Origin of the sequence: Enterobacter cloacae complex sp. IR53030, from assembly GCF_049238365.1 — a bacterium.
GTDB lineage: Bacteria > Pseudomonadota > Gammaproteobacteria > Enterobacterales > Enterobacteriaceae > Enterobacter > Enterobacter kobei.
In genome coordinates this window covers 317,573-339,627 of record NZ_JBMKHA010000001.1, presented here as the reverse complement: position 1 = coordinate 339,627, position 22,055 = coordinate 317,573, and the positions used below count along the sequence as shown (strand labels likewise).

The 22,055-nt window shown below is 56.5% G+C and carries 17 protein-coding genes and 1 pseudogene; 11 read left to right on the top strand and 7 right to left on the bottom strand.

Annotated elements, in window-relative coordinates; genetic code table 11:
- Positions 1-111: 111 nt before the first annotated feature.
- The 4 genes from cydD (at position 112) to infA (ending at position 4,852) form a co-directional block, all read left to right on the top strand.
- The gene (cydD, locus tag ACOTXR_RS01655) at positions 112-1,878 is read left to right on the top strand and encodes a heme ABC transporter permease/ATP-binding protein CydD (protein ID WP_023332534.1); all 1,767 of its coding nucleotides are present in this window, start codon (positions 112-114) and stop codon (positions 1,876-1,878) included.
- Positions 1,878-3,599 carry a heme ABC transporter ATP-binding protein/permease CydC gene (gene cydC, locus ACOTXR_RS01650; protein ID WP_058691170.1) on the top strand — a complete coding sequence of 574 codons (1,722 nt, stop codon included), beginning with the start codon at positions 1,878-1,880 and terminating at the stop codon, positions 3,597-3,599. The genes cydD and cydC overlap by 1 nt, the downstream gene beginning before the upstream one ends.
- A 45-nt stretch (positions 3,600-3,644) precedes the next feature.
- Positions 3,645-4,349, top strand: a complete 705-nt coding sequence (gene aat / locus ACOTXR_RS01645) for a leucyl/phenylalanyl-tRNA--protein transferase (RefSeq protein WP_058691171.1) — start codon at positions 3,645-3,647, stop codon at positions 4,347-4,349.
- 284 nt (positions 4,350-4,633) lie between these two features.
- Complete coding sequence (gene infA / locus ACOTXR_RS01640) at positions 4,634-4,852, top strand: translation initiation factor IF-1 (RefSeq protein ID WP_002211347.1); 219 nt, start codon at positions 4,634-4,636, stop codon at positions 4,850-4,852.
- 71 nt (positions 4,853-4,923) lie between these two features.
- On the opposite strand, the gene ACOTXR_RS01635 is transcribed toward infA, so the two are convergent.
- The 3 genes from ACOTXR_RS01635 to clpS form a co-directional block, all read right to left on the bottom strand.
- Complete coding sequence (locus tag ACOTXR_RS01635) at positions 4,924-5,373, bottom strand: hypothetical protein (RefSeq protein ID WP_023332531.1); 450 nt, start codon at positions 5,371-5,373, stop codon at positions 4,924-4,926.
- 257 nt (positions 5,374-5,630) lie between these two features.
- Complete coding sequence (gene clpA / locus ACOTXR_RS01630; protein ID WP_014831269.1) at positions 5,631-7,910, bottom strand: ATP-dependent Clp protease ATP-binding subunit ClpA; 2,280 nt, start codon at positions 7,908-7,910, stop codon at positions 5,631-5,633.
- 27 nt (positions 7,911-7,937) lie between these two features.
- Positions 7,938-8,258 (bottom strand): ATP-dependent Clp protease adapter ClpS, encoded by a 321-nt coding sequence (clpS, locus tag ACOTXR_RS01625; protein WP_006174393.1) that lies wholly within the window; start codon positions 8,256-8,258, stop codon positions 7,938-7,940.
- 267 nt (positions 8,259-8,525) lie between these two features.
- Between clpS and cspD the strand changes: the two genes are divergently transcribed.
- Positions 8,526-8,747, top strand: coding sequence for a cold shock-like protein CspD (gene cspD / locus ACOTXR_RS01620; protein ID WP_008499993.1), 222 nt, complete (start codon positions 8,526-8,528; stop codon positions 8,745-8,747).
- Positions 8,748-8,817: 70 nt separating this feature from the next.
- Here cspD and macB read toward each other — a convergent pair whose 3' ends face one another.
- Together macB and macA are read right to left on the bottom strand one after the other, a co-directional pair.
- Entirely contained in the window at positions 8,818-10,758 is a 1,941-nt protein-coding gene (gene macB, locus ACOTXR_RS01615; protein WP_023332529.1) for a macrolide ABC transporter ATP-binding protein/permease MacB, read from the bottom strand.
- On the bottom strand, positions 10,755-11,870 hold the full coding sequence (macA, locus tag ACOTXR_RS01610; RefSeq protein WP_032637082.1) for a macrolide transporter subunit MacA: 1,116 nt from the start codon (positions 11,868-11,870) through the stop codon (positions 10,755-10,757). Before macA ends, macB begins: the two co-directional genes overlap by 4 nt.
- Before the next feature lie 159 nt (positions 11,871-12,029).
- Between macA and ACOTXR_RS01605 the strand changes: the two genes are divergently transcribed.
- Positions 12,030-12,986, top strand: coding sequence for a VirK/YbjX family protein (locus ACOTXR_RS01605; RefSeq protein WP_058691173.1), 957 nt, complete (start codon positions 12,030-12,032; stop codon positions 12,984-12,986).
- On the opposite strand, the gene ACOTXR_RS01600 is transcribed toward ACOTXR_RS01605, so the two are convergent.
- Positions 12,983-14,641: an ATP-dependent endonuclease gene (locus ACOTXR_RS01600; protein ID WP_014883194.1), complete on the bottom strand. Its 1,659-nt coding sequence runs from the start codon at positions 14,639-14,641 to the stop codon at positions 12,983-12,985. The two genes, ACOTXR_RS01605 and ACOTXR_RS01600, sit on opposite strands and share 4 nt — an antisense overlap.
- A 289-nt stretch (positions 14,642-14,930) precedes the next feature.
- Here ACOTXR_RS01600 and aqpZ point away from each other — a divergent pair.
- From aqpZ to hcr, 4 genes and pseudogenes are all read left to right on the top strand, one after another.
- A pseudogene (gene aqpZ / locus ACOTXR_RS01595) lies at positions 14,931-15,739 on the top strand (aquaporin Z).
- 170 nt (positions 15,740-15,909) lie between these two features.
- Complete coding sequence (locus ACOTXR_RS01590; RefSeq protein ID WP_058691174.1) at positions 15,910-16,809, top strand: lysine exporter LysO family protein; 900 nt, start codon at positions 15,910-15,912, stop codon at positions 16,807-16,809.
- 144 nt (positions 16,810-16,953) lie between these two features.
- The gene (gene hcp / locus ACOTXR_RS01585) at positions 16,954-18,606 is read left to right on the top strand and encodes a hydroxylamine reductase (protein WP_058691175.1); all 1,653 of its coding nucleotides are present in this window, start codon (positions 16,954-16,956) and stop codon (positions 18,604-18,606) included.
- A 10-nt stretch (positions 18,607-18,616) separates the two neighbouring features.
- Positions 18,617-19,585 (top strand): NADH oxidoreductase, encoded by a 969-nt coding sequence (gene hcr / locus ACOTXR_RS01580; protein ID WP_058691176.1) that lies wholly within the window; start codon positions 18,617-18,619, stop codon positions 19,583-19,585.
- Positions 19,586-19,731: 146 nt separating this feature from the next.
- Here the strand turns inward: hcr and ACOTXR_RS01575 are convergent, their stop codons facing one another.
- Positions 19,732-20,166: a DoxX family protein gene (locus ACOTXR_RS01575; RefSeq protein WP_023338201.1), complete on the bottom strand. Its 435-nt coding sequence runs from the start codon at positions 20,164-20,166 to the stop codon at positions 19,732-19,734.
- A 151-nt stretch (positions 20,167-20,317) separates the two neighbouring features.
- On the opposite strand from ACOTXR_RS01575, the gene poxB reads away from it, so the two are divergent.
- Positions 20,318-22,036 (top strand): ubiquinone-dependent pyruvate dehydrogenase, encoded by a 1,719-nt coding sequence (gene poxB, locus ACOTXR_RS01570; RefSeq protein ID WP_200923856.1) that lies wholly within the window; start codon positions 20,318-20,320, stop codon positions 22,034-22,036.
- The last annotated feature ends 19 nt before the right edge of the window (positions 22,037-22,055 follow it).

The window sequence follows — 22,055 nt, the reverse complement described above, 5'->3', positions numbered from 1 at the left end:
TTACAAGTCAGTAACAAACGTAAATAAAGGCGGCCACAGGTCGCCTTTATTTTTGCTCGCGTGTAACATGCAGATGTCTAATTTCTTATAACGTCACCTGCAAAATACGCAATGGAAAAAACCCGTCAACAAGAGTTAACACGCTGGCTGAAACAGCAAAGCGTTATTTCCCGCCGCTGGCTTACAATCTCCCGTGTTCTGGGGTTTGTCAGTGGTCTGTTGATTGTTGCCCAGGCATGGCTGCTGGCCCGCATTCTTAACCACATGATCATGGAGAACATTCCGCGCGAAGCGCTCCTGATGCCTTTTATCGTCCTGGTCCTGATTTTTATCCTGCGCGCATGGGTGGTGTGGCTGCGCGAGCGCGTCGGTTTCCATGCCGGACAGCATATCCGCTACGAGATCCGCCGTCAGGTGCTCGATCGTCTGCAGGAAGCCGGGCCCGCGTGGATCCAGGGTAAACCGGCCGGAAGCTGGGCGACGTTGATCCTTGAACAGATTGACGATATGCACGACTACTACGCACGCTATCTGCCACAGATGGCGCTCGCCGTCTTCGTTCCGCTGCTGATTGTGATCGCCATCTTCCCGGTGAACTGGATGGCTGCGCTGATCCTGATGGGCACCGCGCCGCTGATTCCCCTCTTTATGGCGCTGGTCGGAATGGGTGCTGCGGATGCCAACCGCCGTAACTTCCTGGCACTGGGGCGCTTAAGCGGCCATTTCCTGGACCGTCTTCGCGGCATGGAAACATTGCGCATTTTTGGTCGTGGTGAAGCGGAAACCGAAAACATTCGTCGGGCATCGCAGGACTTCCGTCAGCGCACCATGGAGGTGTTACGCCTGGCATTCCTGTCGTCCGGCGTACTGGAGTTCTTTACCTCGCTGTCTATTGCCCTCGTGGCGGTCTACTTTGGCTTCTCCTATCTGGGCGCGCTGGATTTCGGTCATTACGGCACGGCAGTGACCCTTTCCGCCGGTTTCCTGGCGCTGATCCTGGCCCCGGAATTTTTCCAGCCGCTTCGCGACCTGGGGACGTTCTATCACGCCAAAGCGCAGGCAGTTGGCGCAGCTGACAGCCTGAAAACATTCCTGGAGACGCCGCTGGCGCATCCGGATCGGGGTGACGTGACGCTGAACAGCAAAGAGCCGGTAACCCTCGACGCGAGCGATTTCTGCATCCTCTCGCCGGAAGGGAAAGTGCTGGCAGGCCCGCTGAACTTCACCCTGCCGGCCGGAAAGCGCGTGGTGCTGGTTGGCACCAGCGGTTCCGGGAAAAGTTCTCTGCTGAATGCGTTATCCGGTTTTATGGCCTACACCGGTTCACTGCGGATCAACAAAACCGAACTGCGTCATCTCGATCCTGACGCCTGGCGTCAACAGCTCAGTTGGGTGGGGCAAAACCCGCAACTGCCTGCCTCTACGCTGCGTGAAAACGTTCTGCTGGCGCGCCCGGATGCGCGTGAAGATGAACTGCAATCGGTTCTCGACCGCGCCTGGGTCAGCGAGTTTCTGCCGATGCTCCCGCAAGGTATAGATACCGTGGTCGGCGACCAGTCTGCCGGGCTGTCGGTTGGACAGGCGCAGCGCGTGGCCGTTGCCCGCGCTCTGCTTAACCCGTGCCAGCTGATGCTGCTGGATGAACCCGCAGCCAGTCTGGACGCACACAGTGAGCAGCGCGTCATGGCGGCGCTGAACGCCGCCTCCTTGCAACAAACCACGCTGATGGTTACCCATCAGCTGGAAGGGATTGCTGACTGGGACGAGATCTGGGTGATGGAAAACGGACGTATTGTTGAACAAGGCGATTACGCCTCACTCGTTGCCGCGCAGGGGCCGTTTGCCGCCCTGCTGGCAAACCGTCAGGAGGACATCTGATGCGTGCACTGCTGCCTTATCTTGCGCTCTATAAACGCCATAAATGGATGCTGACGCTGGGGATTGTGCTGGCCATTGTGACGCTGCTCGCCAGTATCGGCCTGCTCACGCTTTCCGGCTGGTTCCTGTCGGCCTCGGCCGTGGCGGGGTTTGCCGGATTGTACAGCTTCAACTATATGCTTCCGGCGGCAGGTGTTCGCGGCACCGCCATTACCCGCACGGCTGGACGCTATTTCGAGCGCTTAGTCAGCCACGACGCCACGTTCCGCGTCCTGCAGCATCTGCGTATTTACACCTTCAGCAAACTGCTGCCCCTCTCCCCTGCCGGGCTGGCGCGTTTTCGTCAGGGTGAATTACTGAACCGTGTCGTTGCGGATGTCGATACGCTGGATCACCTTTACCTGCGCGTGATCTCCCCGATCGTGGGCGCGTTTGTGGTGATTGTGGTGGTCACGCTGGGGCTGGCTGTTCTGGATGTTCCCGTTGCGCTAACGCTCGGCGGGATCATGCTGTTAACGCTCATTATTCTGCCGCCGCTGTTTTACCGCGCCGGAAAATCCACGGGGGAAAACCTGACGCGTCTGCGCGGCGATTACCGCCAGCAGCTGACCTCCTGGCTTCAGGGGCAGGCAGAGCTGACCATTTTTGGCGCCAGCAAGCGCTATCGCGCCCGGATGGAAAGTACGGAGCTGAACTGGCACGAAGCCCAGCGCCGTCAGTCGGAACTGACGGCCTTCTCTCAGGCGCTGATGATGTTGATCGGCGGCGTGGCGGTGATTGCCATGCTGTGGCTGGCTTCCGGCGGAGTTGGCGGTAATCCTCAGCCAGGTCCGCTTATTGCCCTCTTCGTTTTCTGCGCACTGGCCGCTTTTGAAGCGCTGGCACCGGTAACGGGCGCTTTCCAGCATCTTGGTCAGGTGATCGCCTCTGCCCTGCGCATCACCCAGATTGCCGAGCAGGAGCCTGAGGTAACGTTCAGCGCAGCGCAGACCGCGGTGCCTGAGCAGGTGACGCTGACGCTTGATGACGTGACCTTCGCCTATGACAAACAGGCGCAGAATGCGCTGGAAGGTATCACTCTGTCAGTTGATGCGGGGCAGCGGATTGCGATCCTTGGCCGCACCGGCTGCGGTAAATCGACGCTGCTACAGTTGTTGACCCGCGCCTGGGATCCGCAGCGCGGCCAGATTCGCTTCAATAATACGTTGCTGACAGATTTCAGCGAGCAGGCGCTACGTAAGACCGTCAGCGTCGTTCCACAGCGTGTGCATCTGTTTAGCGCCACCCTGCGCGATAACCTGTTACTGGCCGCGCCGGAGGCTTCGGACGACGCGCTTCGCGACACGCTGGAACAGGTCGGGCTGCAAAAACTGCTTGAGGACGACGGGCTGAACAGCTGGCTGGGTGAAGGTGGTCGTCAGCTCTCCGGTGGAGAACTGCGCCGTCTGGCGATTGCGCGTGCGCTGCTGCATGATGCACCGCTGATGCTGCTCGACGAACCGACTGAAGGACTGGATGCGACGACTGAGAGTCAAATCCTTGATTTACTGACGAATGTGATGGCAGGGAAAACCGTGCTGATGGTCACACACCGCCTGCGTGGACTGGCAAGTTTTGATCGGATAATTGTGATGGACAACGGACACATTATTGAGCAAGGTAGTCACGCAGAGCTGTTGACGAAACAGGGTCGCTACTACCAGTTTAAACAGCGTCTGTAGACTATATTTGTAGCGTCCTCACTCGCGTACTGGAGTTTTGCTGTCATGCGCCTGGTCCAGCTTTCTCGTCATAACATTGCGTTCCCGTCGCCGGAGGGAGCGCTACGTGAGCCCAATGGGCTGCTGGCCCTGGGTGGGGATCTCAGCCCTGCACGGCTCTTGATGGCTTACCAGCGCGGCATCTTCCCGTGGTTTTCGCCCGGCGACCCGATTTTATGGTGGTCGCCCGATCCGCGCGCCGTGCTGTGGCCAGCGCAGTTTCACCTCAGCCGCAGCATGAAGCGTTTCCATGCCAAATCTCCATACCGCGTCACCCTCAATCACGCGTTTGGTCAGGTCATTGAAGGCTGTGCGCAAGACCGCCATGAAGGGACGTGGATAACCCGCGATATTATTACCGCCTACCACCAGCTTCATGAGCTTGGCTACGCTCACTCCATCGAAGTATGGGAAGACGGCATACTCGTCGGCGGCATGTACGGCGTGGCGCAAGGAACGCTGTTTTGCGGCGAGTCGATGTTCTCTCGCGCGGTGAACGCCTCGAAAACCGCGCTGCTCATTTTCTGCCAGGAATTCGCGCAACGCGGCGGAAACCTGATCGATTGTCAGGTCCTCAATGAGCATACGGCCTCCCTCGGCGCCATTGAGATCCCGCGACGCCAGTACATCGAACATCTGGATGCCAGCCGCCAGCAGAAGCTCCCGCGCGACTTCTGGATACCGAGAACGCTCTTTATGCCCAATGCCTAAATGTTTTCCGCATATTTTTTGTGAGGGTGTTATAATTATGCCGCAGAGTAGCTTCTGCCTGTTGCCCCGCCGCCGTTTGGGACCTTCGCTTCAGATAACGTCCTGACGTTTATCCTGTTGTATCCCCTTTACGAATGCGCTTTCCGTTCGGTTGTACCGTGACGCTTGGGCAATGCGCCGAAACTGTTTTGCTGCGTTTTAAACGCGCAATTCTTTACTTAATTGATGAATTTCGGCATTATCTTGCCGGTTCAAAACTTGGTAGTGATACCCCAGAGGATTAGATGGCCAAAGAAGACAATATTGAAATGCAGGGTACCGTACTTGATACGTTGCCTAACACCATGTTTCGCGTAGAGCTGGAAAACGGTCACGTGGTAACTGCGCACATCTCCGGTAAAATGCGCAAAAACTATATCCGCATTTTAACGGGCGACAAAGTGACTGTTGAACTGACCCCGTACGACCTGAGCAAAGGCCGCATTGTCTTCCGTAGTCGCTAATTGTTTTCGCCTGTAATGGCAGATGAATATTTAAAAGGTCGGGATCATCCCGGCCTTTTTTATTTATGGCTCTAGTGTTGCTGTACCGGAAGATGTATTGTCATCCACGGCTGTACAGTAGTGATTAAATCCACCGCCATAGAATGAACCATATCATGCAGTAATCCCGTCAGGTGCGGCAACATATCGCGGTCAAAATGCGATACCAGCAGCACATGGTTTAATGCCCGGCAGTAGTCGCATTTCGTTTCTGTATCTTCCAGCAGCCACTCTTTTTGTCGCGGTTCTTCCGCTTCGTGCTCAAATTCCACCACCTGAAAGTCACGCATTGATTCTGTGAGGCCGGTTTTCATTTCTTCCAGGTATGCACCAAGGCAACGGCACACGGGCTGCGTCTGCGGGAGTGATTTGCAGTCGAGGAGGATTTCGGTGAGTAGTTTGCAGCGCTCAGCAAGGGTTGGAAGATCGGGATTGAGGGAGAGTTCGGTGTAGAGTTGGGTGAAGCCATTAATATCAGTCATATGTGATCCTTTATGCACGCAAGATTGTCTGTGCACACGCTTTCAGGACGCCAATCCCGACACCTGATTTTGCAGGTGCGCCGCCATTTTATTACTGTGGATTCATCCAGCAACAGACATCGAAAGAAACTGGAAAGCGCCTCGCAAAATTCCTCTGCTGCCTGTTGCCCTCACCCCGGCCCTCTCCCACAGGGAGAGGGAGAAAAGCGGGCATAAAAAAGCCGGGTTAAAAAACCCGGCTTTTAAACTCAAAAAACTCAGTGAGCCGCTTCCGGCTTGTGCTTCGCCGCACTCTGGAAGTCGTACGTCAGCTCGTTCTTCGCCTGATCCAGCGCCACGGTCACCTGACCGCCGTCCACCAGCGAGCCAAACAGCAGCTCGTTCGCCAGCGGTTTCTTCAGGTTGTCCTGAATCACACGCGCCATCGGACGGGCCCCCATCGCACGGTCGTAGCCTTTTTCAGCCAGCCAGTTGCGGGCCTCCTGGCTCACTTCCAGCGATACGCCTTTCTGGTCAAGCTGTACCTGCAACTCGACGATGAACTTATCCACCACCTGATGGATCACCTCGGTAGACAGGTGATCGAACCAGATAATGTTGTCCAGACGGTTACGGAACTCCGGCGTAAAGATCTTCTTGATCTCTTCCATCGCATCGGTGCTGTTGTCCTGATGGATCAGGCCGATGGATTTACGCTCGGTTTCACGCACACCGGCGTTGGTGGTCATCACCAGCACCACGTTGCGGAAGTCCGCCTTGCGCCCGTTGTTGTCGGTCAGCGTCCCGTTGTCCATCACCTGCAGCAGGATGTTGAACACATCCGGGTGCGCTTTCTCGATTTCATCGAGCAGCAGTACCGCGTGCGGATGCTTGATCACCGCGTCGGTGAGCAGGCCGCCCTGGTCAAAGCCGACGTAGCCCGGAGGCGCACCAATCAAACGGCTGACGGTGTGGCGCTCCATATACTCGGACATATCAAAGCGCAGCAGCTCAATGCCCAGCGCTTTGGAGAGCTGAACCGTCACCTCGGTTTTCCCGACGCCGGTTGGGCCAGCGAACAGGAAGGACCCGACAGGCTTGTGCTCATGCCCCAGCCCGGCGCGGGCCATCTTGATCGCTTCGGTTAAGGCCTCAATGGCTTTATCCTGACCAAAGACCAGCATTTTCAGGCGATTGCCGAGGGTGCGCAGCGTGTCGCGGTCACTCTGAGAGACGCTCTTCTCAGGAATACGCGCGATGCGGGCCACCACGGACTCAATGTCCGCCACGTTAACCGTTTTCTTACGCTTGCTGGCCGGCATCAGGCGCGCTCGCGCCCCTGCCTCATCAATCACGTCAATTGCCTTATCCGGCAGATGACGATCGTTGATGTATTTCACCGCCAGCTCCACCGCCGCACGGACCGCTTTCGCGGTGTAACGCACGTCGTGGTGCGCTTCATACTTCGGCTTCAGACCGTTGATAATCTGCACCGTTTCCTCAACGGACGGTTCGGTCACGTCAATTTTCTGGAAGCGGCGCGCCAGCGCACGGTCTTTTTCGAAGATGTTGCTGAACTCCTGGTAGGTCGTGGAGCCAATCACGCGGATCTTGCCGCTGGAGAGCAGCGGTTTGATCAGGTTAGCGGCATCCACCTGGCCACCGGACGCCGCACCTGCGCCGATGATGGTGTGGATCTCATCGATAAACAGAATGCTGTTGGTGTCCTGCTCCAGCTGTTTTAACAGCGCCTTGAAGCGTTTTTCAAAATCGCCGCGGTATTTGGTGCCCGCCAGCAGCGAGCCAATATCCAGCGAGTAGATGGTGCAATCGGCAATCACTTCCGGCACGTCGCCCTGCACAATGCGCCAGGCCAGACCTTCGGCAATCGCGGTTTTACCCACGCCTGACTCACCCACCAGCAGCGGGTTGTTTTTGCGGCGACGGCACAGCACCTGGATCGCGCGCTCCAGCTCTTTATCGCGACCAATCAGCGGGTCGATACCGCCAACGCGAGCAAGCTGGTTAAGATTGGTGGTGAAGTTTTCCATACGATCCTCCCCGCCTGCTTGCTCTTCATTGTTATTGACCTGATTGCTGGAATCCGATGCCTGGTTAGGCTCGTCTTTGCGCGTTCCGTGAGAAATAAAGTTCACCACGTCGAGTCGGCTGACTTCGTGTTTGCGCAGCAGGTAGGCCGCCTGTGACTCCTGCTCGCTGAAGATGGCGACCAGGACGTTTGCGCCAGTCACTTCGCTACGTCCGGAAGACTGGACGTGGAATACCGCGCGCTGCAGCACGCGCTGGAAGCTGAGCGTCGGCTGCGTGTCGCGCTCCTCTTCACTGGCTGGCAGCACCGGTGTGGTTTGTTCGATGAAGGCTTCGAGTTCCTGACGTAGCGCCACCAGATCCACGGAGCAGGCTTCCAGCGCTTCGCGGGCAGATGGGTTGCTAAGCAGTGCGAGCAGTAAATGCTCGACGGTCATAAACTCATGTCGGTGCTCACGCGCTCTGGCGAAAGCCATGTTTAAACTGAGTTCCAGTTCTTGATTGAGCATAGGCACCTCCCCCAATTTTATGCCTTATCAGGCCTTTTCCAGCGTACACAGCAACGGATGCTCGTTCTCCCTCGCATAGTCGTTCACCATCGCCACTTTGGTTTCCGCCACTTCTGCCGTAAAGATGCCGCAGATGGCTTTGCCTCGATAATGAACGGTAAGCATCAGTTGCGTTGCACGTTCTACATCATAAGAAAAGAACTTTTGTAGCACGTCAATAACAAATTCCATCGGCGTGTAATCATCGTTCATTAACATAACTTTATACATAGATGGCGGTTTTAGCGCGTCACGCACTTTATCTTCCGCCAGCTGGTCAAAATCCAGCCAGTCGTTGGTCTTACCCATTTTGCATAACCACTTTGAATCTACCTCAGATGTTAGATAACAATCATCTATTACTGTCATCCGCGATGTCTGTCACAAACCGTTGCAATAGCGTTAACTGCTTCAAACTTTGGTTGATTATTGTCCCATCTCCAGCGCCAAACGCTTGACGACGTCTTTCGTTTCTCTAAATTGTACAAGCGTGAGATGGCGAGGTTTTGAACAGCCCCCACTCCACCACCGGTTCATTCCATCTTAACTTATAAGATTTACGAAGGATGTCGAAGCATGGAAATGGGTACTGTTAAGTGGTTCAACAACGCCAAAGGGTTTGGCTTCATCTGCCCCGAAGGCGGCGGCGAGGATATCTTCGCTCACTATTCCACCATTCAGATGGATGGTTACAGAACGCTCAAAGCCGGGCAGTCCGTCCGGTTCGATGTACACCAGGGACCAAAAGGCAATCATGCAAGCCTTATCGTACCCATTGAAGCAGAGACGGTTGCATAGCGCTCTGTTTTATTGTGTACATCCCGCAGTCAAAATGCCAGCCCGATCGGCTGGCATTTTTATTTTCGGGTTATTCCCGAGCCAGCGCATCCACCGGATCCAGCCGCGCCGCGTTGCGGGCGGGGAGCCAGCCAAACAAAATGCCGGTAAAGGTCGAACATAAAAATGCGGTAATAATGGCGACCGGCGAGAAACCAATCTCCCACCCGGGTAAAAAGAGCTGGAGCGCGAACGCAATCATCATCGAGAGCGCAATCCCCATCGCCCCGCCGACCAGGCACACCAGCACAGCCTCAATCAGAAACTGTTGCAGCACGTCGCTGGCTCTGGCCCCGACCGCCATGCGGATGCCAATCTCCCGGGTACGTTCCGTGACCGACACCAGCATGATATTCATCACCCCGATGCCGCCGACGACCAGCGAGATCACCGCCACCAGCGTGAGGAACAGCTGAAGAGTACGTGTGGTCTTTTCCGCCGTTTTCAAGAGGCCGTCCATGTTCCAGGTGAAGAAATCCTTCTTCCCGTGGCGCAACGTGAGCAACCGCTCAAGCTGCTGTTCGGCCAGCGCGCTGTCGTAGCCCTCCTTCACGCGCACGGTGATGGAGTTGAGCCATGACTGCCCCATGATCCGCCCGGAAATCGTTGTGTAGGGCAACCAGACGCGCAGGATCTTGCTGCTACCAAACATCGACTGTTTCTCTTCCGCCACACCAATGACCGTGGCAGGCATGTTGCCGACCAGGATCACTTCACCGACGACACTGGCTTTATTAGGGAAGAGTTGCCTGCGCGAGTTCGCGTCCAGCACCACCACCTGCGCCCTGCCCGCCAGCTGTTCGGCATTAAAGGTCGCCCCTTCGCTGAAGGTCATGCCGTAGACGTTGAAGTAGTCCCCGCTGACGCCGTTGGCGCTGGCGGCAACGTCAACATTCCCTACCCGCAGACGCAGGTTTTGCGAAACGGCTGGCGTGGCGGAGTTTACCCACGGCTGCTTCTGAATCGCTGCCAGATCGTCATACTTTAGCGCCTGCTGATACTGCGGTTCGTCGTCGCCAAAGTCCTTGCCGGGATAGACATCAATGGTATTGGTACCAATGGCGCGAATATCGGCCAGCACCAGCTGCTTGGCGGCGTCGCCCACCACCACAATCGAGACCACCGAAGCAATACCGATGATAATCCCGAGCATGGTCAGCAGGGTGCGCATTTTGTTGGCCGCCATCGCCAGCCAGGCCATGTTCAGCGCTTCACGAAAGCCGCTGGAAAATTGTCCCCAGCCGGTTGAGGCTGGCAGCGCTTCTTTCGGGGCTGCCGCTCTGGACGCACGCGGCGGCGGGTTGCTGACCAGCTCGCCGTCGTGGATCTCAATAATGCGTTCCGCCTGCGCCGCCACCTGCGGATCGTGGGTAACGATGATCACCGTGTGCCCCTGATCGCGAAGCTGGTGGAGGATCGCCATCACCTCTTCACCGGAATGGCTGTCGAGCGCCCCGGTGGGTTCATCCGCGAGGATCACCTGCCCGCCATTCATCAGCGCGCGGGCAATACTCACGCGCTGCTGCTGGCCACCGGACAGCTGCGACGGCTGGTACTCCACGCGTTCAGCCAGCCCGAGACGCGTTAACAGCGTCTTCGCACGCTCAAGACGTTTCTTCCGCTCCACGCCTGCATAGACGGCGGGCACTTCGACGTTTTGCGCCGCGTTCAGGTGTGAGAGCAGGTGGTAACGCTGGAAGATAAAACCAAAATGTTCCCGGCGCAGCTTCGCCAGCGCGTCGCCGTCGAGCGTGGAGACATCCGTCCCGGCCACGCGATAGGTCCCGCTGGTGGGTTTATCCAGGCAGCCGAGAATGTTCATTAGCGTCGATTTACCGGAGCCTGACGCGCCGACAATCGCCACCATCTCGCCCGCTTCCACGCGCAGGGAGATGCCTTTCAGCACCTCCACCGGACCGTCGCCCGACGGATAGCTGCGACGGATATCCTTCAGCTCAAGCAGCGCGGTCATTTCGCGGCTCCGGGCAGGCTTTCACTGACAACCACCTCCTCACCCTCTTCCAGCCCTTTCACCACCACCACATCGGTATCATTACGCGCGCCAATCACCACTTCGCGATCGCGCGTCTCGCCGTTGCGCAGCACTTTCACTTTATAGCGATTGTCCCCGGCGGATTCGCCCAGCGCGGAGAGCGGAATGGTGAGCACGTTCTTCACGCCGGTCAGCTGGATATGCACCTGGGCAGTCATATCCAGACGCAGCACGCCCTGTGGGTTTGGCACCTCAAAACGGGCGTAGTAAAAGATAGCGTCGTTAACCTTTTCCGGCGTCGGCAGAATGTCTTTCAGCACGCCTTCATAGCGCGTCTGCGGGTCGCCAAGCACGGTAAACCAGGCGTTCTGCCCTGGTTTCAGATGGATCACATCCGCCTCGGAAACCTGCGCTTTGACCAGCATAGTGCTCATATCCGCCAGCGTCAGAATGTTAGGCGCCTGCTGGGCGGCAATTACCGTCTGCCCCTGCAGCGTGGTGATCTGGGTGACTTCACCGGCCATCGGCGCAACGATTTGCGTGTAGTCGAGGTTGGTTTTCGCCGTGTCCAGCGAGGCCTGATTACGTTTGATTTGTGCGTCGATGGTGCCAATCTGCGCCTGCTTGACCGCCAGCTCCGTCGTGGCAGTATCTAAATCCTGCTTCGAAATGGCCTGGGTTTTTGCCAGCGCCTGCTGACGGGTCAGCGTGACCTGGGCCAGATTACGTTCAGCCTGCGCCTGAGCACGCTGGGCGCGCAGCTCCATCAGCGTGGCTTCCACCTCGCGGATCTGGTTCTCGGCCTGTTCAGGATCGATAACACCCAGCAGCTGGCCTTTTTTTACCTTATCACCGATCTCTACCGACAGCGTTTTCAGCTGGCCGCTGACCTGAGCGCCGACGTCAACCTTGCGCAATGCATCAAGCTTGCCCGTCGCCAGGACGTTTTGCTGCAGTTCGCCGGGGCGAACGATCAGTGTCCGGTACTGCGGCACCGGTGCGTTAAGCACCTGCCATAACCAGAATCCACCGACTAAAATCACGACCGCCAGCAGCAGAAATAGCGTTCTGCGTTTTCCCTTGAGGTTCATAAATATTCCAAATAAATGTTCTGGCAATAATAAATGTTGATTCTATCTAAACGACTCCTTAACGAAACCCCTGTTCTCCGAAATCGTCCTAATTTGTTGACGAGATGTTGATATTCCTCTTGTTGAAATAGCGATATTCCAAAAGATTCAGGATTTATCATGTCTTCCATCGTCGATACGCCTTATTCCACCCTGACGCAGCCTGCCTCCGGCTGGCAGCTTTTCAAAAACCTGGCTTTGGGTAAGCTTACCCCAGGACTGGCATGGCAGAATCCGGCTTATCGGCGCAAGTTCGTATTACGGTCGCTTGCGGCTCCCGTCACCACCTCTCGCCTGTTGACGCGCCTGGCAAAGCAGCCGCGTCTGATGCAGATATTACAAGCTCAGCCGGGGCTGCCCTGCCGGATGCACCGCCCGTGGCTGACGGTGAATATGGAACGTCAGCACGCGCTGGAGTCTCTAAGCTGGCACTATCAGACCATGAGCCGCCAGCTTCCGGCGACGCTGCTGCAGGGCTATCTTTCGAAGCAGGGTGCCACGCTGCTGACCTTAACCGGTAAAGATGAACAGCACTTTACCGTTCGCCTGTGTGCTGATGCGTTTATGGATAAAGAGGGAGAAGCCACCCTCGTCTTCTGTGACGATCAAAATACAGTCCTGGCGGAGATAACCTTCACGCTCTGCCCGCTTGCCGGAAAATCGACGCTGTTCATTGGCGGTTTGCAGGGCGCAAAAGCGCATGTTCCCCATGAGCGGATCCAGAAAGCGACGAAGGCCTGCCATGGGCTGTTCCCGAAACGTCTGCTGGTTGAAACCGCCATGACGCTCGGCGCCGCTTTCCCGGTCGAACAGATTGTCGCTGTCAGTAACGACACCCATATTTATCGCAGCTGGCGTTACCGCAAGAAAAAAGAGGGAAAACTGCTGGCTGATTATGACAGCTTCTGGCTCTCCCTCGGCGGTGAAAAGCAGGATAGCGGTAACTTTATGCTGCCGCTTGTCATGCCGCGTAAACCGATGGAAGAGATCGCGAGCAAAAAACGTTCCGAATATCGCCGTCGCTACGAACTGCTGGACTGCCTGATTCAGCAGGTGAATCAGGCGACCCGGGATTAATCCGCCCTCCCGCGTGCCAGCCACAGCACGCGGGAGAACATCTTCCTCAGCAGAGTGGGCACCGCCTCCACGCCCCGCCTTCCCGCTTCCGTCGCCACTTCAATGGCGAGATCCGGTTTTGACGAACGGTGTATCGCTTTGGCGATCACGCGGCGCATGTTCATCGGAACATCGACCGGCACCATCGCAATGCGGTGGAACACATCGTCAAACCCCTGACGATACATAAAGTGCTCCATGTCCATCGCAGGGAGCATGGTTAAGTGGTCGCGCTCTTCTTCCCGTTCATTATTCAGCAGGCTACGCACGGTCGAGGCATACTTTTTACCCGCCTCGTCACCGTCCACCAGCACATGCCATTCAATACCCATCCGGCGGGCAAATTTTATCAGCGGTTTTAATCCCGACTGGGCAAACTCGATCACCTTAATGCCTTCCGCATCAAAATGGTGCCCACACTGACGCGCCAGTTCGTTGATGACCCAGGTCTCCGTTTCCCCTTCCACCAGCAGCCAACAGCGGGCAAAAAGTGACGACGCGCGATTAAAACGAATATGAAACGCGATGCGCCGCCCGTCTTCGGCATTTAAACCGCCAGGCCCGAGACGGTACGCGGAGACCCGCGAAGACTCGCGCACCAGACGGCAGATATGCTCAACCGGCGTCATGGATAATAGCTCACCAGAATTGGTGGTCGTAATACGCTGGAGCGGCAGCAAATTCAGCAGATGCCACGCCACCGAGAGCATGATGGGGTGAAGCCGCGTTTCAGGATCTTCCACCAGCAGCAACGGGCGGGCATCCCGGTCAAGACGCACGGTGCCTTTAGCCTGCAAAAGTGTTGAAAACAGCCCCAGCAGAATCACCCGATGGGTACGACCGCCGGGCCGGTCGATCATCCGGTTGATGATGTCGAGATAGCGCCAACTGCGTTGTTCATCATGAGAGCGACGGCGCATCAGCCGGTGGCGCGACTCCGATGTCCCCTGCTCGGAAAAATAGTGCTCCAGCAGTTGTACCATCGCGGACAACCCCTGGCGAATCTGGCCATCGGTCAGGTTTTGCGGACGCGACACCAGCTCACGCGCCAGAAAATCCAGCTCGCGGGCGGTGACTTCCACCTCCGGCATATTCGGTACCGTGCCGTTACGGATACGCCGCATAAAGCGCGCATCACGCAACCGCAATACCGGCGTAAGGCGGGTCAGGTGGCGAGCCAAATCGTCGATGTTGTCCAGTGGGATCGGGTTGGCTTTTTCATCAAGAAACTCGCGCAGGGTCAGGACCCCTTCGTTTTCCGCCATCTCGCCTTCCAGGCGATAGAAAATCCGGTGGAAATCATCGTCACAGGGCACCCAACAGGGTGACAGCGGGCGGAAGCGACGCACGCGGTGACGGCCTGGCTCGGATTCACGGAACGTCAGGATAATATGCAGGTGCTTCTCGCGTCCCGTCACGTCCCCGGGCGGGAACCAGAAATCGTCGTGGACAAAGTGATACAGATCGTCTTCGGGGGATAGCAGTAACGTCAGCGCATCGAGCAGGCTGGACTTACCCCACGCGTTCTCGCCGATCAGGACGTTGTTCTGCTCAAGCTGCAGCGACAGGCGGTTAATACCGCGAAACCCGACAATTTCCACACGTTCGAGAAGCATAAATCCCCCGCGAAATGAACACTTTTTCCTTTAAGTTATCAGCAGTATAGCGGGAGGAATCTTGTCACGACAGCATAACATTCACCCTGAGAAGAATTGGTCTATGCTCTATTTACCGCTCATTTGAACAAGGAATGACATCACATTGCCTTAAATCAAATTTATCGAATTTATTTAAGTGGCGAAGGGATGTTGTTGGTTTCTAAAATACGGGCTCTTTGAGTCGTCATCCCTTTATGGCGATATATCCCTCCCGCGGGAAAGCGCGCGGAAATTATTTGAGGTGGTTATGTTTAGAAAATTGGCTGCAGAATGTTTTGGTACATTCTGGCTGGTATTTGGTGGCTGCGGTAGCGCCGTTCTGGCAGCAGCGTTCCCGGAATTAGGCATTGGTTTTGTCGGCGTCGCGCTGGCGTTTGGCTTAAGGAAGGTGCGAATAAGTCACCAAACGCAAAAAAACGCCTATGTAAGTGATTGAATTTAATTGACTAAAAGTTTCATTTTCGTTGCGGAGGGTACTTATTCGCACCCTCCTTAACCGTATTAACCATGGCCTTCGCCGTGGGGCATATTTCCGGTGGTCATTTTAACCCGGCTGTGACGTTAGGTTTATGGGCGGGCGGTCGTTTCCCTGCTAAAGACGTCATTGGCTACATCGTGGCGCAGGTGGTGGGCGGTATTATTGCGGCTGGCGTTCTGTACGTTATTGCCAGCGGTAAGGCCGGCTTTGACGCGGCCGCCAGCGGCTTCGCCTCAAACGGCTTTGGCGAGCACTCGCCGGGCGGTTACTCCATGCTGTCTGCCATCGTGATTGAAATTGTGCTGACCGCGGGCTTCCTGCTGGTGATCCACGGCGCCACCGACAAACACGCGCCTGCTGGCTTTGCCCCTATTGCTATTGGTCTGGCGCTGACGCTTATCCACCTGATTTCAATTCCGGTCACCAACACCTCCGTTAACCCGGCACGCAGTACCGCCGTCGCCATCTTCCAGGGCGGCTGGGCGCTTGAGCAGCTGTGGCTGTTCTGGGTAATGCCAATTATCGGCGGTATTCTGGGCGGCGTGCTGTATCGCACCCTGCTGGAAAAACGCGATTAATCTTTCCCTCCCTCTCCCCGTGGGAGAGGGCCGGGGTGAGGGCAACAGGCCGCACATACAAGCCGGGTAAGGCGTAGCCGCCACCCGGCTTTCTTTTGCCGCTTTACTGAATAGCCTTAATTGGGTAGTGTCTCTGGCGCTCAACAGACACTCAAAAGGACCGGCTGTTCATGTTTTCAGGACTCCTCATTATTCTGCTGCCCCTGATTGCGGGCTACCTTATTCCGCTGCGTCAGGAATCCGCATTACGGCTTATCAACCGTTTTCTCAGCGGGATTGTTTACCTCATTCTTTTCTTTATGGGGATCAGCCTGGCCTTCCTAGATAACCTGTCCGCGAATTTACTCTCCATTTTGCATTATTCAGCCGTCACGGTTACGGTTATTTTGCTGTGTAATATTGCCGCACTGCAGTGGCTGGAACGCACCATTCCCTGGAAAAATCATCACCACCAGGAAAAGCTGCCCTCCCGTATTGCGATGGCACTTGAGTCATTAAAACTCTGCGGCGTCGTGGTGCTCGGTTTTCTTCTGGGTCTCACCGGATGGGCATTTTTACAGCACGCGACAGAAGCCAGTGAATATACCCTGATCTTCCTGCTGTTCCTGATTGGTATCCAGCTGCGAAATAACGGCATGACCCTGAAACAGATTGTCCTCAACCGTCGGGGAATGATTATTGCCGTAATGGTTGTCACCAGCTCAATGGTAGCGGGTGTGATTAATGCTTTTATTCTCGATCTGCCGCTGAAAACCGGCCTGGCAATGGCCTCCGGATTTGGCTGGTACTCCCTTTCCGGTATTCTGCTGACTGAATCATTCGGTCCGGTGATCGGCAGCGCCGCCTTCTTTAACGATCTGGCGCGTGAGCTGATTGCCATTATGCTGATCCCGGGGCTGGTTCGCCGCAGTCGCTCTACCGCACTGGGTCTGTGCGGCGCGACGTCGATGGACTTTACGCTACCGGTACTTCAGCGCTCAGGCGGGCTGGAAATGGTACCCGCGGCCATCGTGCACGGCTTTATTTTGAGTTTGCTGGTTCCCATTCTGATGGCGTTCTTCTCTGCCTGATACTTCTTTGGCGGTAGGGTGCCTGCCGCCAAAATTGCGCTAAATCAATCTCCCTCTATTTTGTAGCAGAAAGCGCTTTTCACCGTTCTGGCACAGGCATAACCTTAAACATGTATATCAAATATAACTTTAACAGGTGTGATTATGTTTTGTGTGCAATGTGAACAAACCATCCGTACCCCGGCAGGCAATGGCTGCTCTTACGCGCAGGGTATGTGCGGCAAAACCGCAGAAACATCAGACCTGCAGGACCTGCTGATTGCTGCCCTGCAAGGCCTTTCCGCATGGGCATTCAAAGCCCGCGAATACGGCATCGTCGACCACTACGTCGACAGCTTCGCGCCGCGCGCATTCTTCTCTACGCTGACCAACGTTAACTTTGATTCCCCTCGCATCGTCGGCTATGCCCGTGATGCTATCGCCCTGCGTGAAGCGCTGAAAGCGCAGTGCCTGAACGCTGATGCTAACGCTCGCGTGGACAACCCGATGTCAGAACTCCAGCTGGCGAGTGATGACCTGGGCGACCTCCAGCGTCAGGCGGCAGACTTTACCCCGAATAAAGACAAAGCGGCGATTGGCGAGAACATTCTCGGCCTGCGCCTGCTGTGCCTGTACGGTCTGAAAGGCGCAGCGGCGTATATGGAGCACGCGCACGTTCTCGGTCAGTACGACAACGATATCTACGCGCAGTACCACAAAATCATGGCGTGGCTGGGTACCTGGCCTGCCGATATGAACGCCCTGCTTGAGTGCTCAATGGAAATCGGCCAGATGAACTTCCGCGTGATGAGCATTCTGGATGCCGGTGAAACCAGTACCTACGGCCACCCGACGCCAACGCAGGTCAACGTGAAGGCGACCGAGGGCAAATGTATCCTGATCTCCGGTCATGACCTGAAAGATCTCTACAACCTGCTGAAGCAGACTGAAGGCACTGGCGTCAACGTTTATACTCACGGCGAAATGCTGCCTGCACACGGCTACCCGGAGCTGCGTAAATTCAAACATCTGATCGGTAACTACGGCAGCGGCTGGCAGAACCAGCAGTTGGAGTTCGCCCGCTTCCCTGGCCCTATCGTGATGACCTCTAACTGCATCATCGACCCTACCGTGGGCGCGTATGACGACCGCATCTGGACCCGCAGCATCGTCGGCTGGCCGGGCGTGAGCCACCTCGAAGGCGACGATTTCGGTCCGGTTATTGCCCAGGCGCAGCAAATGGCGGGCTTCCCGTACAGCGAAATTCCGCATCTGATCACCGTCGGCTTCGGCCGAGAAACCCTGCTCGGCGCCGCAGATTCGCTGATCGATCTCGTCAGCCGTGAAAAGCTGCGCCACATCTTCCTCGTCGGCGGCTGCGACGGCGCGCGCGGTGAGCGTAACTACTTCACCGATTTCGCCACCAGCGTACCGGACGATTGCCTGATCCTGACCCTGGCGTGCGGTAAATACCGTTTCAACAAGCTGGACTTCGGCAATATCGAAGGTCTGCCGCGCCTGATCGATGCGGGCCAGTGTAACGATGCTTACTCGGCCATTATTCTGGCGGTTACCCTGGCGGAGAAACTGGGCTGTGGCGTGAACGACCTGCCGCTGTCGCTAGTGCTTTCGTGGTTTGAGCAGAAAGCGATCGTCATCCTGCTGACCCTGCTCTCTCTGGGCGTGACCAACATCGTGACCGGCCCGACCGCGCCAGGCTTCCTGACGCCGGACCTGCTGGCCGTGCTGAACGAAAAATTCGGCCTGCGCTCCGTCACCAACGTTGAAGATGATATGAAGCAGCTGCTGAGCGCGTAAGGAGTTATTCATGACCATGCCAACCTCACAATGTCCGTGGCGGATGCAGGTTCATCACATCCACCAGGAGACGCCGGATGTGTGGACGCTCTCACTGATTTGCCACGATTACTATCCGTACCGTGCCGGTCAGTATGCGCTGGTCAGTGTCCGCCATTCGGCGGACACCCTGCGTGCCTACACGATCTCCTCAACGCCGGGCGTGAGCGAATACATCACGCTTACCATTCGCCGTATTGATGACGGTGCCGGCTCGCAGTGGCTGACCCGTGACGTGAAGCGCGGAGACTATATCTGGCTGTCAGACGCCCAGGGCGATTTCACCTGTGACGACAAGGCGGAAGATAAATTCCTCCTGCTGGCGGCGGGCTGTGGCGTCACGCCGATTATGTCCATGCGCCGCTGGCTGGCGAAAAACCGTCCGCATGCCGACGTGCAGGTGATCTTTAGCGTTCGCTCTCCGGAAGATGTCATTTTTGCCGAGGAGTGGCGTAATTATCCGGTAACACTGGTGGCAGAACACAATGCGGTCCACGGTTTTGTGCCCGGTCGTCTGAGCCGCGAGCTGCTGCAAAGCGTGCCGGATATTGCGCACCGTACCGTGATGACCTGCGGCCCGGCGCCTTACATGGATATCGTCGAGAAAGAAGTGAAGGCGCTTGGCGTGACCCGCTTCTTCAAGGAGCAATTCTTCACGCCGGTAGCGGAGGCGGCAACCAGCGGGATTCAGTTTACTAAGCTACAGCCTGCGCAGACCTTCTTTGGCCGCGTGGGAACGACTTTGCTGGAGGCACTCGAAAGCAATAAGGTGCCGGTAGTGGCCGCCTGCCGTGCGGGCGTATGCGGTTGCTGTAAGACGAAAGTGGTTTCAGGTGAATACACTGTCACCAGTACCATGACGCTCTCCGACGCGGAAATTGCCGAAGGTTACGTGCTGGCGTGCTCATGCCATCCGCAGGGGGATCTGGTCCTCGCATAATCTGACGCGGTGCCCCGTTTTTGCCGGGTGGCACTGCGTTTACCCGGCCTACCTTGTAGGGGCTGGATCGTCGTAGGCCCGGTAAGCGCTAGCGCCACCGGGCTTTTTTGTCGGGCGGCACATTGTTTACCCGATCGACAACAGCCTCAACGCCACGCAGGTGCTTTCCCCAGCGCAAACCGCCCTGCCCCTAAAAATGCCACCGCCAGCGAGCCAATAAAGAAGTACACCAGGCTTTCAATCGCCCATGCCCCAACCTTATCGAGGGCGAACGTTTCACCCATTCCTACCATCAGCCATGCCACAATCATCGTAAACGCCAGCATCAGCGCGGCCGGGCGCGTAAAGAGCCCGACAATAATCAACATCGGTGCCACCACTTCGCCAATCAACACGCCATAAGCGATAAACCCCGGCAACCCTTTTTCCACCAGCATGCCGCTGATAAAGCCCACGCCGCCGAATAACTTGTGCAAACCGTGAAAGAGCATCAACCCACCGACGGCAAGTCGTAACAAGAGTTTGCCAAGATCGTCGCACGATAGCTTTTCATTAACAGCAATTAACAATGATTTAACCATTTGAAATGATTCCTGTTTTCACCTGAGTCAGCACCAGATTATGCCGAATTATCGCGCAAGGAAACCCTGTTAATTGAGGGGTATTGAGCAGGCAATACAGCGACTTTCTTCTAAGCTTGTAAGCGATATCACAAAAAGGAGAAGGACACCCATGAAACAAACCGTGGCTGCATATATAGCGAAAACCCTGGAACAGGCTGGCGTGAAACGTATCTGGGGCGTAACCGGCGATTCCCTGAACGGACTGAGCGACAGCCTTAACAAAATGAAAACCATTGAATGGATGCCGACCCGCCATGAAGAGGTCGCCGCATTTGCCGCGGGAGCCGAAGCGCAGCTCACCGGTGAACTGGCCGTGTGTGCAGGCTCGTGCGGGCCAGGTAACCTGCATCTGATCAACGGTCTGTTTGACTGCCACCGTAACCACGTGCCGGTGCTGGCGATTGCCGCCCATATCCCCTCTTCCGAAATCGGTAGCGGCTATTTTCAGGAGACGCATCCGCAGGAGCTGTTCCGTGAATGCAGCCACTATTGCGAACTGGTTTCATCCCCGGAGCAGATCCCGCAGGTTCTGGCAATCGCCATGCGCAAGGCGGTGCTGAACCGCGGCGTGTCGGTGGTCGTTATCCCGGGTGATGTGGCCCTCAAGGCCGCACCAGAAGGGGCCAGCACCCACTGGTATCACGCCCCGCAGCCTGTGGTGACGCCTGCGGAAGAAGAACTGAAAAAGCTGGCGCAGCTGCTGCGTTACTCCAGCAATATTGCCCTGATGTGCGGTAGCGGCTGCGCGGGCGCGCACAAGGAGCTACTTGAATTCGCGGGTAAGCTAAAAGCCCCCATTGTTCACGCCCTGCGCGGCAAAGAGCACGTCGAGTACGACAACCCTTACGATGTGGGAATGACCGGGCTGATCGGTTTCTCCAGCGGGTTCCACACCATGATGAACGCCGACACGCTGATTTTACTCGGTACCCAGTTCCCTTACCGCGCGTTTTACCCGACGGATGCCAAAATCATTCAGATCGATATCAATCCGGCCAGCATCGGCGCGCACAGCAAGGTGGATATGGCGCTGGTGGGCGATATCAAATCCACGCTGGCCGCCCTGCTGCCGCTGCTCGAGGAGAAAACGGATCGCGCGTTTCTTGATAAAGCCTTCAGTGACTACCGCGATGCCCGTAAGGGGCTGGACGATCTCGCCAAACCAAGCGACAAAGCCATCCACCCGCAGTACCTGGCACAGCAGATCAGTCATTTCGCTGACGACGACGCCATTTTTACCTGCGACGTCGGCACGCCAACCGTCTGGGCAGCACGCTACCTGAAGATGAATGGCAAACGCCGCCTGCTGGGTTCGTTCAACCACGGCTCGATGGCCAACGCCATGCCGCAGGCGCTGGGCGCAAAAGCGACGGCACCGGAACGTCAGGTGGTGGCCATGTGCGGCGACGGCGGGTTTAGCATGCTCATGGGTGATTTCCTCTCCGTGGTACAGATGAAGCTGCCGCTCAAAATCGTGGTCTTCAACAACAGCGTACTGGGCTTTGTGGCGATGGAGATGAAGGCCGGTGGTTATCTGACGGACGGTACCGAACTGCATGACACCAACTTCGCGCGCATTGCCGAGGCGTGCGGCATCACCGGTATTCGCGTGGAAAAAGCGTCTGACGTGGATGAAGCCCTGCAGCGCGCCTTCTCTATCGACGGTCCGGTGCTGGTGGATGTGGTAGTCGCCAAAGAAGAGCTGGCTATTCCACCGCAAATCAAGCTGGAACAGGCGAAAGGTTTTAGCCTCTATATGCTGCGCGCCATCATCAGCGGCCGCGGTGATGAAGTGATCGAACTGGCAAAAACCAACTGGCTCAGGTAAAACATTTCACGTGACCTCT